Origin of the sequence: Streptosporangium sandarakinum (assembly GCF_013409935.1) — a bacterium.
Lineage (GTDB): Bacteria > Actinomycetota > Actinomycetes > Streptosporangiales > Streptosporangiaceae > Streptosporangium > Streptosporangium nondiastaticum.
In genome coordinates, this window is sequence record NZ_JACCCO010000001.1 from 1,705,176 (window position 1) to 1,720,615 (window position 15,440).

Below are 15,440 nucleotides of genomic sequence, written 5' to 3' on the forward strand. Positions count from 1 at the left end.
CCATAGTGCATCATCAGCACACCGACGGACGCGACATACCTTCGCACTATGAGCACCGTCACCCAGGGCGGCCCCTCGCTTCCCCAGGAGCGCCGGGTCGTCACCGAGATCCCCGGCCCCAAGTCGCGCGAGATGTTCGCCCGCAAGCAGGCCTCCGTCCCCCAGGGCATCGGCACCACCCTGCCGGTCTTCGTGACGCACGCCGGTGGCGGTGTCGTCGTGGACGCGGACGGCAACTCCCTCATCGACTTCGGCTCCGGCATCGCGGTGACCAGCGTCGGCAACGCGGCTCCGCGCGTGGTCGAGCGGGTCACCCGGCAGGTCGCCGACTTCACCCACACCTGTTTCATGGTCACGCCGTACGAGTCGTACGTCGAGGTCTGCGAGAAGCTCAACGCGCTGACCCCCGGCGACCACGAGAAGCGGACCTTCCTCCTCAACAGCGGCGCCGAGGCCGTGGAGAACGCGGTCAAGGTCGCCCGCAGCGCCACCGGGCGCGACGCGGTCGTGGTGTTCGACCACGGCTACCACGGCCGGACGCTGCTCACCATGACGCTGACCGCCAAGAGCATGCCGTACAAGCATGGTTTCGGGCCGTTCGCCCCGGAGGTCTACCGGGTGCCGCTGGCCTACCCCTACCGTTGGCCGACGGGGCCCGAGAACTGCGCCGAGGAGGCCGCGGCCCAGGCCATCGACCAGATCAGCAAGCAGATCGGCGCGCAGAACGTGGCCGCCGTGGTGATCGAGCCCATCGCGGGCGAGGGCGGCTTCATCGAGCCCGCCAAGGGCTTCCTGCCGCGGATCGTGGAGTTCTGCCGTGAGAACGGCATCGTCTTCATCGCCGACGAGGTCCAGACCGGCTTCGCCCGGACCGGCAACCTGTTCGCCTGCGAGGACGAGGGCATCGTCCCGGACATCATCGTGACCGCCAAGGGCATCGCGGGCGGACTGCCGCTGTCGGCCGTCACCGGCCGCGCCGAACTGCTCGACAAGGTCCACCCGGGCGGCCTGGGCGGCACCTACGGCGGCAACCCGCTGGCCTGTGAGGCGGCGCTGGGCGTGATCGAGACCATCGAGGCCGACGACCTGGTCGGCAGGGCCCGCCACATCGGCGAGGTCATGCTGCCCCGGCTGCGCGCCCTCGCCGAGCGCAACCCGGTGGTCGGCGACGTGCGCGGCCGCGGCGCCATGATCGCCATCGAGCTGGTCGTCCCCGGCACCAAGGACCCGCACCCCACCGCGGCGGGCGAGATCGCCAAGCGGTGCCACGCCGAGGGTCTGCTCGTGCTGACCGCCGGCACCTACGGCAACGTGCTGCGGTTCCTGCCGCCGCTGGTCATGCCCGACCACCTGCTGGAGGAGGGCCTGACCATCCTGGAGAAGGCCATCAGCGAGGTCTGACCATTTACATCCCCATAAAAGGGGCACCCGGCTTGATGCTGGGTGCCCCTTTTGCTGCCATACGACATGCGCGCGGGACGTGATTTAACCGCCCCTTGGCCCACAGCACGACGACCACGGGAGATCGCGGCGTTATAACGGTTGCGATACGAGATCGCAGATCACGACCGGAGGCGCGATGAGCCGGCGGCCGACCAGAGGGGGGCAGGACGCCATGACCTTCGACCCCGAGGGCCTGACCCGCACCCAGCGGGAGGGCGACGCCTGCGTGGTCTGTCACAAGAAGTGGCCGCGCCCGCGCATCAGGATCGGGCGGCTGCCCGACGAGGCGGCGCTGTTCGCCTGCCCGGAGTGCGCCGACGCGCTGCTGCAGGACCCGAGGGAGAACGTCCGCCCGCTGCCCCGCCGCGCGGCCTTCTTCTAGAGCCCCGCGTTTCCGGGTCCCCCTCCCGCCTCGCCGAAAAGGGCTGAGAAAAGGGCCGTGCCCTCCCCCGCCGGAGCGGGGAAGGGCACGGAGAAGCGGTCCCGCGCCGGTGTCACCGGGCGGTGGCGCCTACTTGGTGAAGCCGATCTTCGTCCAGTCCTTGTCGGCGTAGCCGAACGAACCGTAGTTCGCCAGGTTCTTCTTGGCGGCGTGGATGTCGGGGCGCTGGTAGATGGGGAGGGTGTGCACCTCGTCCCAGATCAGCTTGTCGGCCTGGTTGCCCAGCTCCATGGCCTTGGCCGGGTCCATCTCGCCGCCCGCCTGCTCGATGACCTGGTCCAGCTCGGGGGTGCCGATGCGCGGGAAGTTGCTGCCGTAGTTGTCCGGGCCGGTCGGCGTCTTGTAGATCTGCGACAGGCCGTTCAGCGGGAACGGCGTGCCCAGCCACGAGAACGGCGTGATGTCGAAGTTGCCGGGAATGATGAAGTCGTCGAAGAACTTGTCACCCGGCACCGGCTCGACGGTGACCTTGACGCCGACCTCCTTCAGCATCGCCTGGGTGAGCTCACCCTCCTGCTTGGACAGCGCCAGGTCGGCCGGGACGATGAAGCGGAGGTTGAGCTCCTTGCCGTCCTTCTTGCGGTACTCGCCCTCCTGCTTCCAGCCGGCGGCGTCCAGCAGCTGCTTGGCCTTCTCCGGGTTGTACTTGCCGAGGTCCCCGGAGTTGTCCACATAACCCTTCTGGGTGTTCATGTAGACGTGGTTGTTGAGGAGCTGGATCGGCCAGTCCATGTCCTTGAGGTCGGACTGGGCGATGGCCTCGCGGTTGATGCCCAGCACGATGGCCTGGCGGACCGACTTGTCCTTCAGCTGCTCCGAGGAGCCGTTGATGGTGAAGTGGCGCCAGTTCGGGGCCGCCGCCTTGCGGATGTCGACGTTCGGCACCTCCTTGGCCCGCTTGAGGTCCGCGGCGTTCGCCGGGATCTCCACCGCGTCGATCTCGCCGTTGGCGAAGGCGCCGATCATGGCGGTCTGGTCGATGGCCCGGAAGATGACCTTGTCGAGCTTGGGCTTCTGGCCCCACCACTTGTCGTCACGGACGAGGGTGGCGGTCTTGGCGGTCTGGTCCATGGACTCGACCTTGAACGGGCCGGCGGTGACCGGGATCTTGTCGATCCAGCCCTTGTTGAAGTGCTCGGGCGTGTCGTTCGTCGAGGCCGGGTAGAGCGGCGAGAACATGCCCTTCCAGTCGGGGAAGTTCTTGGCGAAGGTGACCACCACCTCCTTGTCGGAGGCGCCCTTCTCCACCGACTCGACGCGCTCGTAACCCTCGGTCGAGGAGACCTGGTACTTCTTGTTCTCGCCGTTCAGCGCCTTCCACTGGGCGACGAAGTCCTTGTAGGTGATCGGCGTGCCGTCCGACCAGGTCGCCTTCTCGTTGATCTTGTAGGTGACGACCTGCTTGCCGCTACCGAGGTCCATCTTCCACTCGGTGACGTAGTTCGGGTTGTTGGTGACCTCGGCCTTGTCGTCGGCGATGCCGATCAGCGGCATCAGCGGCTCGATCACGTCGTCGGTGCTGGCGTTGGTGCCGTTCACCTGGTTGTAGTTCCACTGCTCCTGCCACTGGCTGAGGCCGAGCTTCACCACGCCGCCGTCGGCGACCTGCTCGTAGGAGACCGGGTTGATCGTGCTGCCGGGCAGCGCGGCGGCCTGCTCCTGAGCGGCCTGGCTCGACTCGGCCTTCGGCTTGTCGCCGCTGCCGCCGCCGCAGGCGGTGAGGGCCATGGCCAGGAGCGCGGCTCCGGCTGCGGCCTTGTAACCAACCTTCACGTGTTCCTCCATCGGGGATTCTTCAGGAGACCGCGGTCTCGGGTACCTCGGTCACCTCGGGGTAGTGGCAGGCGGCGCCGTGATCGGCGGCGGGCGCGAGCCGGGTGACAATGGGCTCTTCGGTGTCGCACCGGCGCGCGTCCTCGGCGCTCAGCCGGGCGCGCTTGGGGCAGCGGGTGCGGAACCGGCAGGCCGACGGCGGCGATGCCGGGCTGGGCAGGTCGCCCTCCAGCAGGATCCGCTCGCGCGAGCGCTCCAGGTTCGGGTCGGGCAGCGGGATGGCCGACAGCAGCGCCCGCGTGTAGGGGTGGGCGGGCCTGGCGTAGACCTCCTCGACCGCTCCGATCTCGGCGATCTTGCCGAGGTACATCACGGCCACCCGGTCGGCGATGTGCCGGACCACCGACAGGTCGTGGGCGACGAAGAGGTAGGACAGGCCGAGCTTGACCTTCAGGTCCTCCAGCAGGTTGATCACACCCGCCTGGATGGACACGTCCAGTGCCGACACCGGCTCGTCCAGCACGATCAGCTTCGGCTCCAGCGCCAGGGCGCGGGCGATGCCGATGCGCTGGCGCTGGCCGCCGGAGAAGTTCTGCGGGTAGCGCTCGGCGTGGGACGGCTCCAGGCCGACCAGGGTGAGCAGCTCGGCGACCCGGGCCGGCACGTCCTTGCGGCCGTGCGCGCGCAGCGGCTCGGCGAGGATGTCGCCGACCGGCATCCTGGGGTCGAGCGCGGCCATCGGGTCCTGGAAGACGATCTGCAGGTCCCGGCGGAGCGCGGTGCGCTCGCCCCGGCCCAGCTTGGCGCTGTCCTTGCCCAGCACGACGACCGTGCCGTCCTGGGGCGCCTCCAGCTGCATGATCTGCTGCAGGGTGGTGGTCTTGCCGCAGCCCGACTCGCCGACCAGGCCCAGCGTCTCGCCCTCGGCGATGTCGAAGCTGATGCCGTCCACCGCGTGCACGGTGCCGACCCGGCGCTTGAACACCGCGCCCTTCATGAGCGGGTAGTGCCGGATCAGGTCCTCGACCTTGAGCACGGTCTCCCGCTCGGCACGCGGCCGGGAGGCCTCCGTCTCGGCGGGAGGCTCGGGAACGGGGTAGATCGTGGCGCCGTCGAGGTTCTTCAGCTCGATCTCGTGCGCGCGGATGCATGCCGCCCGGCGGCTGCCGGGGCCCACCGGCTCCAGCTCGGGCTCGCCGTCGTCGCAGGCGTCCACCTTCATCGGGCAGCGCGGCGCGAACGGGCAGCCCGGCGGCAGCGCGGCCGGCGAGGGCGGGTTGCCCTCGATCGGGATCAGCCGCGCCGACGGGCGGTCCATCCGCGGGATCGAGGCGAGCAGCCCCATCGTGTACGGCATGCGCGGGCGGTAGTAGATCTCGTCCACGCCGCCCAGCTCGACCGGCCGGCCGGCGTACATGACCAGCACCCGGTCGGCCAGGCCCGCGACGACCCCCAGGTCATGGGTGATCATCACGATGCCCGCGCCGGTCTCCCGCTGCGCGGTCTTGAGCACCTCCAGCACCTGGGCCTGGATGGTGACGTCGAGCGCGGTGGTCGGCTCGTCGCAGATCAGCACGTCGGGGTCGTTGGCGATGGCCATGGCGATCATCGCGCGCTGACGCATGCCGCCGGAGAACTCGTGCGGGAACGCCTTGGCCCGGACGTCCGGGTGCGGGATGCCGACCAGGTCCAGCAGCTCGACGGCCCGCTTGGCGGCCTTGTCCTTGCCGACCTTCTGGTGGATCCGCACCGCCTCGGCGATCTGGGCGCCGATGGTGTAGACGGGGGTGAAGGCCGACAGCGGGTCCTGGAAGATCATGCCGATGGACTTGCCACGGAGCCGGGTGAGCTCCTCCTCCGGCATGCCGATCAGCTCCTGGCCGTGGAGCTTGACCGAGCCGCTGATCTCGGCGCCCTCGGGCAGCAGGCCCATCACGGCCAGCGAGGTCACCGACTTTCCGGAACCCGACTCGCCGACGATGCCGAGCACTTCGCCCCGGGCGAGCTGGTAGCTCACGCCCCGGACGGCCTTGATACCGCCGCGGAAGGTGACGTTGAGGTCGTTCACCTCGAGAATCGTCATGAGTTGCTCCCCGGGTCGAGCGCGTCGCGCAGGCCGTCGCCGATGAGGTTGACGCTGAGCACCAGCAGCACGAGCAGGCCGGACGGGAAGAGGAAGAGCCAGGAGTAACCCGGGACCTTGTCACTTCCCGCCGCGATCAGCGTGCCGAGCGAGACGTCGGGCGGCTGGACGCCGAACCCGAAGAACGACAGCCCGGCCTCGCCGATGATCGCGGCGCTCACGTTCAGCGTGGCGTCGATGATCAGCAGGGAGGAGAGGTTCGGCACGACGTGCCGGATGATGATCTTCCAGCCGGGGATGCCCATGTAGCGGGCGGCCAGGATGTACTCCCGCTCCCGCAGGGAGAGCGTCATGCTCCGCACCACCCGGGAGGTGATCATCCAGGAGAACGCGGCCAGCAGGAGCACGAACCAGAGCCAGGAGCCGCCCCTGAGGTTCGGCGAGACGATCGCGATGATCAGGAAGCTGGGCAGCACGAGCAGCAGGTCCGCGCCCCACATCAGCGCCTTGTCCAGCCAGCCGCCGAAGTAGCCGGCCGAGGCGCCGACGAGCGCGGCGAGACCGGTGGAGATGAGGGCGACGAGGAAGCCGATGACGATCGACTTCTGCATGCCGTGCAGGGCCACCGCGTAGACGTCCTGGCCGATCTGGGTGGTGCCCCACCAGTGGTCGGCCGAGGGCGGCTCCATGAACGCCGCGAAGTCCTTCTCCAGCCAGTCGTGCGGGCCGAAGAACGGGCCGACGTAGGCCAGGAGCAGGAGCACCAGCAACGCGATCAGGCCGTAGCGGGTCTGCCGGTTGCGCAGCATGCGGGCGAAAACGACCTTGGAACGCATCTCAGCTCACCCGCACCCGGGGGTCGAGGGCCGCCACGATGAAGTCCGACAGCAGTCCCGCGAAGAGCACGCACACGGCGGCGAACAGGTTCACCGCGGCGACCGCGTTGGTGTCGTTCTGCTGGATCGAGTCCACCAGCCAGGCGCCCATGCCGTTCCAGCCGAAGATCTTCTCGGTGAAGATCGCGCCGGTCAGCAGCGTGCCGAAGGTGAAGGCGAAGTAGGTCGCGGCCGGCACCAGCGCGGTCCGCAGCGCGTGCTTGAGCAGCGCCGCCTTGCGGCTGAGGCCCTTGGCCCGGGCGGTGCGGACGAAGTCCTGGCCCAGCACGTCCAGCATCATGTTGCGCTGGATGCGGCTGTAGAAGGCGATCTGCCCGAGGCACAGGGAGATGGTCGGCAGGATCAGGTGGTTGAGCCGGCTGAGCGTCTGGTCCCAGCCGCTCAGCCCCGGGGTGTACTCGCCGGTGTACTCCAGCTTGGTGCCCAGCAGCTCGTTCATCCCGACCGCTCCGATGGTGAGCATCTTCGCCATCACGAAGACCGGGACCGCCATGATGACGAAGGCCGCCACACCGATGACCCGGTCGCTGACCCGGTACTGTCTGATCGCCGCGAAGGCCCCGACGGCCACGCCTATCCCCGAGCCGAGGACCGTGCCGATGAGCAGCAGCCGCAGGCTGACGCCGATCCGGCGGCCCATCTCATCGTTGACCGACTTGCCCTGCCAGGTCTTGCCGAGATCGCCGGTGACGACCCCTGAGACCCAGGTGACATAGCGCTCGAAGACGGGCTTCTTGTCGTTGAGGTTGTAGTCGTCCAGCGTCGAGTCGATGACGGCTTCCGCCACCGGTGGCTGACGGCCTTCGTACTTCGCCCTGGGGTTGAGACTGGTCGCGGCGAGGAAGTACGCCATGCTCGCGGCGATCGCCACCAGCAGGACGTTGCTGACCAGCCGCTTCAGCAGGTAGGCGCCCATCGTCCTCCCCTCATATATCGCCCGGGAACGCGAGGGACGGCGGCGGTTCACCGCGCGGTGGACAGCACCTGATCCCACTTAGCGCATGGTTGATCCCGCTATGTCTCTTTTAATGCGGGATGAGCGAAACCATACCTGGGGGTAGTGATTAGAACCGACGGCGGGGGGTAACGATCCGGATTCGAGATGTCCAGATCCTGTGACACTTAGTCGTCACCGCAGGTCAGAGCCTCGCCGTCACCGCCTCCGAGCGCCGCCCGGCCCCGGGCACGCAGAAGAGGCGGCCCCGGAGACCGGGACCGCCTCGGTGCGCGGAAGCCGTACGGCAGAACCATCACGGCTCGGGCGAGCCGTACGGCGGGACCATCGCGGCCCGCACCAGCCGTGCGGCGGAGCCGCCTCCGCCCGCGCGAGCCGTACGGCGGGACCGCCGGATGGCTCAGGCGGGCTGGAGCGCCGCCGCGAGCTGGTCGCGCATGCCCCACGGGGAGCCGTAATCTCCCAGCAGGTCCAGGAACGGCACCGCGTCGAACGCCTCGGGGCCCAGCACCCCGGAGCCGGTCCAGACGCCGGTGGCCAGCAGCTCCAGCGCGACCACCGGGTGCAGGGCGGTCTGCCAGACCACGGCCTGGCAGCCGTACTCCCGCATCGACCACTCGTTGTCGACCACGTGGTACAGGTAGACCTCGCGCGGCTCGCCGTCCTTGCCGACACCCTTCACCCACGTGCCCGCGCAGGTCTTGCCGCGCATCCGGTCGCCGAGGGTGGCCGGGTCGGGGAGGCTGGCGGCGACCACGTCGCGGGGCGAGGTCTCGACGCCGCCGACGCGGATCTTGCCGGCGTTGTCCAGGCCGAGCTTGTGCAGGGTCTTCAGCACCCCGATGAACTCCTCGCCCAGGCCGTACTTGAACGTCACACGCCTGGCGTCGACCCAGCGCGGGACGAGCAGCACCTCCTCGTGCTCGACGTTCACGCACTCCACCGGGCCGATGCCCTCGGGGAAGTCGAACACCTCCGGCTCACTGAACGGCTCGGTGGTGCGCCAGCCGCCGTCCTCCCAGATGACCGGCGGGTTGAGGCACTCCTCGATGGTGGTCCAGATCGAGAAGGTCGGCGCGAAGTCGTAGCCGTCCACCACCAGGTTGGCCCCGTCGCGGATCCCGATCTCGTCGATGCTCTCGAAGAGGTGGTCGGCGGCGTAGCGGGCGAACACGTCGGCCAGGCCCGGCTCGACCCCCATGCCGACCAGGGCCAGCAGGCCCCGGTCGCGCCAGGCGCCGTCCAGCGCGAACTGCTCGTCGCCGAGCTTCACCCCGGGCAGCTCGTACGGCCGCTGGGGGTGGGGGCGCGACAGCGACATGGCCATGTCCAGGTAGTGCGCGCCGGCGTTCAGCGCGGCCCGGAAGAGGGGCATGGTGAAACGGGGATCCACGGCGTTGAAGAGCACGTCGCAGCGGTGCTCGGCCAGGGCCGCCTCCACCGCGGCCTGGTCGGAGGCGTCCAGCGTGATGGCGCTGAACCGCGGATCGGCGACCTTGGCCACCGCGGCGGCGGCCCGGCTCTGTTGGGAGTCGGCCACCACGATGTGTTCGAAGAAATGTCGGCGCGCGGCGATCGGGACGACGGCGGACCCGACGCCGCCGGCTCCCACAAGGAGGATTCTCATGGCCCGATCCTACTCACTGACTGGTCAACCAGCCAATAACGAAGACATAAATTCGCCACTGAATCCATCGTTGATCACGAGCAGAACCACGGAAACCGTGGCGATCCGACTCCATGGCAGACATGCCTGGGGACCCGCCTGATGAGCGCGCCCGGGGACGAGGCGGGCGCTCCGGGGGTCGGGGGAAACGCCCGGAGCGCCCCTGACGGGCCACACCCGGCGGGGGACGGGCGCGCCCGCGGCTCGTCAGGCGCGGGTCACCGGCGGGTCACGGGGAAGCCGGTCATTCCACCAGGTCCTTCCACCGCTTCGTCCAGTCGGTGTAGTCAGTGCATTCCCCGCCCGCGCCGCCGCAATCCTTCGACGGGCGAACGGCAAAGAAGACGCGCTTCAGCCACGCCGCGTCCCCGGCGTGGTGGGCGTCGCAGACGCGCCGCGCCTCGCCGCCGCACGCCTTGGAGTTCGCCGGGGCGAGGCCGGTCCAGGCCGCGGCCGCGCGCTGCGCCTTCGGCGAGGTGATCCAGTCGAGCCACCGATAGGCGCAGTTCGGGCTGGCGGCGCCGGAGGAGAGCATCCAGGAGTCGGCCCACCCGGTCATCGGCGCGTCATCGAGCGCCTTCACCGGGCGGCCCGCCCGCGCGAAGAGGTCGGCGTGGTACGGCAGGGCCCCGCCGAGCCGTACCCGATCCGTCGCGAAGGCCCGGATCACGTCCAGGGAGTCGCGCCAGTAGACCCGGCCGGGTCCGTCGTGCCGGGAGACCAGCTCCACGGCCGCGTCGAGCTGCTCCGGCGTGAGCTGGAACGGATCGTCGATCTTCAGGTCCGGCCGCGTCTCCCTCAGCGCGAGCGCGGCCCCGGCGAGGCTCATCGGGGTGTCCTTGATCGCCACCCGCTCGTCGTCGTAGAGGTCCTGCGGCCCCTTCGGCCGCTCGCCCCGGTAGAGGACCTCGTCGGCGCTCCACAGGTACGGCACGCCGAAGACCTCCTTCCCCCGCCGCGTCGAGGGCAGCTCGCGCAGCCGCTCCGGAACGTCCTTGTAGGAGGTGAGGAGGCCGGTGTCGATCGGCGCGACCTTCCCCTCGGCGACCAGTTGCCCGGCCAGCTCGGGCGGGGGCGAGACGACGTCGTAGGACCCCGGCCGGAACTTCGCCGCCATCTCCTCCGCCGACCGCACCCGGTCCAGCCGGACGACCCGGCAACCGGTGCCGTTCTCGAAGGATGAGACCCAGTCGACCCCGGTCAGGGTCGTGCCGTACTCGACGTGGCCCTGGAAGGTGAGCACCCGCAGGACGCCCTCGCCCTTGCCGATCGAGGCCGAGGGCTTCGGCGACGGGCTCCGGTCGTCCGGGCCGCCGGTCGCCCCGGGGCCCGGGGTGACATCGCGGCCCGGTGTCGCGGTGGACGCCGGGGAGGGCGAGCCGGTGGACGCGGGCGCGGCGTTCCGGGCGGGGGCCGCGCCCGCGGTCCCGGCGGAGGTCATGCTCCCGGCGGAGGTCACGGTGCCCGCCGCCACGCACGCGGCCAGCGCCAGGCCGCCCGCCAGCGCGCCCCGGCGTGTACGGCGCGGCCCGTCACTGCCCACGAATAAGTCCCCTTACCGACGCGTCGACATCTGTGCGGAGCCTACCCGCCCGCGCCCGGCCCGGCGGGGACTCGCGGGCGAGTCCCCGCCGGTGCCCCGGGCCGGGTCTCCGGCCCGGACGGGGTTTCAGGCGTTGGTGGGGAAGCCGAGGTTGACGCCGCCGTGGCTGGGATCGAGCCAGCGGGAGGTGACGACCTTGCCCCGGGTGTAGAAGTGCACGCCCTCGGTGCCGTGGACGTGGGTGTCACCGAACAGGGACGCCTTCCAGCCGCCGAAGCTGTAGAAGGCCATCGGCACCGGGATCGGCACGTTGATGCCGATCATGCCGACCTCGACCTCGTTCTGGAAACGGCGGGCCGCGCCGCCGTCGTTGGTGAAGATCGCGGTGCCGTTGCCGTACTCGCCGTCGTTGATCAGCTTCAGCCCCTCCTCATAGGAGGAGACCCGCACGATCGCCAGGACCGGCCCGAAGATCTCCTCGGTGTGCACCCGCGAGCCGGCCGGCACGTGGTCCAGCAGCGTGGGCCCGAGCCAGAAGCCGGGGGTGTCGGCGGCGGCGCCGCCGCCCAGGATCGGGGTGCGGCGGCCGTCGATGACGAGCTTGGCGCCCTCGGCCACGCCCGTCTCCAGGTAGGAGGCGACCTTGTCGCGGTGCACCTGGGTGACCAGCGGGCCCATCTGCGAGGCGGGGTCGTCGCCGGGGCCGACGGTCAGCTCCGCCACCCGGGAGACGATCTTGTCGACCAGTTCGTCACCGACCGGGTCGACGGCCAGCACGACGGAGATCGCCATGCACCGCTCACCGGCCGAGCCGAAGCCCGCCGACACCGCCGCGTCCGCCACCAGGTCGAGGTCGGCGTCGGGCAGCACCAGCATGTGGTTCTTGGCGCCGCCGAGCGCCTGGACCCGCTTGCCGTGCGCGGTGCCGGCCTCGTAGACGTACCGGGCGATGGGCGTGGAGCCGACGAAGGAGACCGCGCGCACGTCCGGGTGCTCCAGCAGCCGGTCCACCGCCGCCTTGTCGCCCTGCACGACGTTGAAGACGCCGTCGGGCAGGCCCGCCTCCTTCCACAGCCGGGCCATCAGCAGCGACGCCGACGGGTCGCGCTCCGACGGCTTGAGGACGAAGGCGTTGCCGCAGGCGATCGCGATGGGGAACATCCACATCGGCACCATGGCCGGGAAGTTGAACGGGGTGATCCCCGCGACCACGCCCAGCGGCTGGCGGATCGAGTAGGAGTCGACCCGGGTGGAGACGCCCTCGGAGAAGCCGCCCTTGAGCAGGTGCGGGATGCCGCAGGCGAACTCCACGACCTCCAGGCCGCGGGCCACCTCGCCCAGCGCGTCGGAGTGGACCTTGCCGTGCTCGGCGGAGATGAGCCGGGCGAGTTCGTCGCGGTTGGCGTGCATCAGCTCGCGGAAGCGGAACAGCACCCGCGACCGCTTGACCAGCGAGGCGTCCCGCCACGCCGGGTAAACCGCCGCCGCGGCGGCCACGGCGGCGTCGACCTCGGCGACCGACGCCAGGTGGACCCGTCCGCTGACCTCGCCCGTCGCCGGGTCGAAGACGTCGGCGGTACGGCCGCCGCCCTCGACCTCGGCTCCGCCGATCCAGTGGGTGATGTTCTTCACGACGAGACGACCTCTGCGTTGATGACTTCGAGTGCGTTGACGATGATCCCGAGGCCCTCGGCGGCCTCGTCCATGGTCAGGGTGAGCGGCGGGGCCATGCGCAGCACGTTGCCGTGCAGGCCGCCCTTGCCGGCGAGGAGGCCGGCCTTCTTGGTCTCCTCCATGAACCGGGCCGCCAGCGCCGGGGAGGGCTCGCCGGTGGCCGGGTCGACCAGCTCGACGGCGAACATCAGGCCCTTGCCGCGGATGTCGCCGACGACCGGCAGCCGCGGCGCGGCCTCGCGGAGCCCGTCGATGATCAGGGTGCCGGTGCGGGCGGCGTTGGCCTGCAGGTCATGGTCGAGGACGTAGTCGAGGGTCGCGTTGGCGGCGGCCATGGAGATCGGGTTGCCGCCGAAGGTGGCCAGGCCGACCGCGTGCAGGCCGTCCATGAGGTCGCCGCGGGCCACGACGCCGCCGACCGCGAAGCCGTTCCCCAGCCCCTTGGCGAACGTCATCATGTCGGGCGTGACACCGTGGTTGGCGATGCCGAAGAACGCCGATCCGGTACGGCCCCAGCCGGTCTGCACCTCGTCGGAGATGAACAGGATGCCCTCGGCGTCGAGGACCTCCTTGTAGGCGGCGAACAGCCCGTCGGGCGCCATGGTGAAGCCGCCCACGCCCTGGATCGGCTCGGCGATCAGCGCGGCCACGTCGCCGCCGACTGACGTGGCGAGCACGTGGCGCAGGTCCTCGACGCACGCGGCGATGTAGTCGGCGTCCGACATCCCGCGGAACTGGGCCAGGTGCCGGTCGGCGCCGTGCAGGAAGTGGACGTTCAGCGGCGACAGCGAGCTGTTCTTCCAGGAGCGGTTGCTGGTGACGCTGACCGCGCCGAAGGAGCGGCCGTGGTAGCTCTGCCGCATGGCGAGCACCTGGTCCGACCGGCGGGCGTAGGTCGCCAGCAGCAGCGCGGTCTCGTTGGCCTCGGTACCGGAGTTGGTGAAGAAGACCTTGGCGTTCTCGATGCCGGACAGCCGGGCGATCTTCTCGGCGAGCTCGACCTGACCGCGCAGCAGGTACACCGTCGAGGTGTGCACGACGCCGGTCGCGAGCTGGCGTTCCACGGCCTCCCGCACCTCGGCCACGTCGTAGCCGATCATGTTGGTGAGGATGCCCGCGAAGAAGTCGAGGTAGCTCTTGCCCGAGGCGTCGACGACCCGGTTGCCCTTGCCGCCGACGATCTCGATGGGCTCGTTGTAGTAAAGGGACAGCCAGTTGGGCATTACCGCCCGATGGCGCGCGAGAAGGTCCGACATACGTCGAGTATCCCTGTTTCCGAACCCCTCTCCCACGGGCAACCTGTCGGGACATTCCGACCTGACCCGTCACTGTGTAAAACCCGCCACCCCGGGCCCCTCCGTCCCGGCCGCCCACGCCCGCCTCCGGAGGCGGGTGGGGAGGTCCGGGGTGGCCAGGGCGGTCCGGGGTGGGCGGTGTCCGGCGTCAGCCGCCCGCCTCCACGAGGCCGGGCCGCTCGGCCGACGCCGCCGGGATCGCCGGGCGCAGCATCACGAACGCCAGGACGGCGGCGGCGAGGGTGAAGGCGACCCCCACCCAGGAGCCGAAGGTCATCGCCGACACGAAGGACTCCCGGGCGGTCCGCGCCAGCCCGGGGTCACCGAGTCGCAGCGCCACGGCCACGGAGTCGCGGGCCGCGGCGGGCGCCGACTCCGGCATGGACGAGCGGTAGACCCCGGCCAGCACACTGCCGAGCGCGGCCACGCTCAGCGCCATGCCGACCTGCTGGACGGTGTCGTTGAGCGCCGACCCGACGCCGGCGTGCTGGGGCGGAACGGCGCCCATCAGCGTCGCGTAGACGGCGGGCCCGGCGACGCCGGCGCCGACGCCCATGAGCATCAGGCCCGTGATCAGCAGGCCGTATCCGGTGTCGGCGGTCATGAAGGCGAGGACGCCGAACCCGAGGGCCATCACGGCCAGGCCCACCGCCGCCAGCGTGCGGCTGCTGACCTTCTGGCCGAGCCCCGCGCCCAGGATGTTGAAGACCGCGGCGGCCACGGCGTACGGCAGCAGCGCCAGCCCGGCCTTCATCGCCCCGTATCCCAGCACGAACTGGAGGTACTGGGTGAGCATCAGCAGCAGGGCGCCCGTGCCGAACGACATCAGCACGATGGAGAACGACGAGCCGCTGAAGTTCCGGTCGCGGAACAGCTCCAGCGGCAGCATCGGATGAGCGCTGCGGCGCTCCCAGAGCACGAACCCGCCCAGCGCCAGCACGGCCAGGACGGCGGCGGTGAGCACCTCGGGTGAGGTCCAGCCCCTGGACGGCGAGGAGATGACGGCGTAGACCAGCGCGGTCATGCCGGTGGCCGACAGCAGCACGCCGGGAGGGTCGAGCCGGCGGGCGGGGCCGCGCGACTCGGGCATCAGCAGCGCGGCGGCGACGACGGCGAGCACCGCGACCGGCACGTTGATCAGGAAGATCGATCCCCACCAGTAGTGCTCCAGCAGGAAGCCGCCCAGCGTGGGACCGGCGATGACGCCGACCATCGCCACCGCGCTCCAGGCGGCGATGGCCTTGCGGCGCTCGGCGTCGTCGAAGACGGTGATCAGGATCGACAGGGTGCTCGGCATCAGGATCGAGCCCCCGACACCCATCAGCGCGCGGGCCGCGACCAGCTGCCAGGGCTCGGTGACCAGCACCGCCACCAGGGACGCGCCGCCGAACAGCAGCAGGCCGATGATCAGGAAGCGCCTGCGGCCGTAGCGGTCGGACAGGCTGCCCGCGGTGAGCAGCAGCCCGGCGAAGACCAGGACGTAGGCGTCGATGATCCACTGGATGTCGGCGGGGGTGGCCCCCAGGTCTCTCATCAGGGACGGGATGGCGAGGTTCAGCACCGTGTTGTCGACGACGAGGACGAGGAGGCTCAGGCAGAGCACGCCCAGGATCCACCAGCGACGGGGGTGCGGCTCGGCTCGTACGGTGTGCGATTCCACTCGCACACCG

11 protein-coding genes are annotated in these 15,440 nt (G+C 70.3%); 2 read left to right on the forward strand and 9 right to left on the reverse strand.

All coding sequences use genetic code 11. The annotated features are described in order from the left end of the window. The first annotated feature begins 48 nt into the window (after positions 1–48). Together gabT and HDA43_RS07515 are read left to right on the forward strand one after the other, a co-directional pair. The gene (gabT, locus tag HDA43_RS07510) at positions 49–1,401 is read left to right on the forward strand and encodes a 4-aminobutyrate--2-oxoglutarate transaminase (RefSeq protein ID WP_179819024.1); all 1,353 of its coding nucleotides are present in this window, start codon (positions 49–51) and stop codon (positions 1,399–1,401) included. Between the two features lie 178 nt (positions 1,402–1,579). Then, entirely contained in the window at positions 1,580–1,825 is a 246-nt protein-coding gene (locus tag HDA43_RS07515) for a hypothetical protein (protein ID WP_179819025.1), read from the forward strand. A 129-nt stretch (positions 1,826–1,954) separates the two neighbouring features. On the opposite strand, the gene HDA43_RS07520 is transcribed toward HDA43_RS07515, so the two are convergent. The 9 genes from HDA43_RS07520 to HDA43_RS07560 form a co-directional block, all read right to left on the reverse strand. Then, the gene (locus HDA43_RS07520; protein ID WP_179819026.1) at positions 1,955–3,658 is read right to left on the reverse strand and encodes an ABC transporter family substrate-binding protein; all 1,704 of its coding nucleotides are present in this window, start codon (positions 3,656–3,658) and stop codon (positions 1,955–1,957) included. A 22-nt stretch (positions 3,659–3,680) separates the two neighbouring features. Then, positions 3,681–5,741 (reverse strand): ABC transporter ATP-binding protein, encoded by a 2,061-nt coding sequence (locus tag HDA43_RS07525; RefSeq protein WP_179819027.1) that lies wholly within the window; start codon positions 5,739–5,741, stop codon positions 3,681–3,683. Then, positions 5,738–6,577, reverse strand: coding sequence for an ABC transporter permease (locus tag HDA43_RS07530; protein WP_179819028.1), 840 nt, complete (start codon positions 6,575–6,577; stop codon positions 5,738–5,740). The genes HDA43_RS07525 and HDA43_RS07530 overlap by 4 nt, the downstream gene beginning before the upstream one ends. Position 6,578: 1 nt before the next feature. Then, positions 6,579–7,553, reverse strand: coding sequence for an ABC transporter permease (locus HDA43_RS07535; RefSeq protein ID WP_179819029.1), 975 nt, complete (start codon positions 7,551–7,553; stop codon positions 6,579–6,581). A 439-nt stretch (positions 7,554–7,992) separates the two neighbouring features. After that, positions 7,993–9,219 (reverse strand): saccharopine dehydrogenase family protein, encoded by a 1,227-nt coding sequence (locus HDA43_RS07540; RefSeq protein ID WP_179819030.1) that lies wholly within the window; start codon positions 9,217–9,219, stop codon positions 7,993–7,995. A gap of 283 nt (positions 9,220–9,502) precedes the next feature. Further along, positions 9,503–10,801, reverse strand: a complete 1,299-nt coding sequence (locus HDA43_RS07545) for an extracellular solute-binding protein (RefSeq protein WP_179819031.1) — start codon at positions 10,799–10,801, stop codon at positions 9,503–9,505. A gap of 126 nt (positions 10,802–10,927) precedes the next feature. After that, entirely contained in the window at positions 10,928–12,433 is a 1,506-nt protein-coding gene (locus HDA43_RS07550; RefSeq protein ID WP_179819032.1) for a CoA-acylating methylmalonate-semialdehyde dehydrogenase, read from the reverse strand. Beyond that, positions 12,430–13,731 carry an aspartate aminotransferase family protein gene (locus HDA43_RS07555; protein ID WP_179819033.1) on the reverse strand — a complete coding sequence of 434 codons (1,302 nt, stop codon included), beginning with the start codon at positions 13,729–13,731 and terminating at the stop codon, positions 12,430–12,432. The genes HDA43_RS07550 and HDA43_RS07555 overlap by 4 nt, the downstream gene beginning before the upstream one ends. Positions 13,732–13,918: 187 nt before the next feature. Beyond that, positions 13,919–15,430 (reverse strand): MFS transporter, encoded by a 1,512-nt coding sequence (locus HDA43_RS07560; RefSeq protein WP_179819034.1) that lies wholly within the window; start codon positions 15,428–15,430, stop codon positions 13,919–13,921. Positions 15,431–15,440: the final 10 nt, after the last annotated feature.

Coding starts and splice junctions, on each gene's coding strand:
- HDA43_RS07540 (WP_179819030.1), bottom strand. CDS start 9,219: ATGAGAATCCTCCTTGTGGGAGCCGGCGGCGTCGGGTCCGCCGTCGTC.
- HDA43_RS07530 (WP_179819028.1), bottom strand. CDS start 6,577: ATGCGTTCCAAGGTCGTTTTCGCCCGCATGCTGCGCAACCGGCAGACC.
- HDA43_RS07555 (WP_179819033.1), bottom strand. CDS start 13,731: ATGTCGGACCTTCTCGCGCGCCATCGGGCGGTAATGCCCAACTGGCTG.
- gabT (WP_179819024.1), top strand. CDS start 49: ATGAGCACCGTCACCCAGGGCGGCCCCTCGCTTCCCCAGGAGCGCCGG.
- HDA43_RS07515 (WP_179819025.1), top strand. CDS start 1,580: ATGAGCCGGCGGCCGACCAGAGGGGGGCAGGACGCCATGACCTTCGAC.
- HDA43_RS07535 (WP_179819029.1), bottom strand. CDS start 7,553: ATGGGCGCCTACCTGCTGAAGCGGCTGGTCAGCAACGTCCTGCTGGTG.
- HDA43_RS07525 (WP_179819027.1), bottom strand. CDS start 5,741: ATGACGATTCTCGAGGTGAACGACCTCAACGTCACCTTCCGCGGCGGT.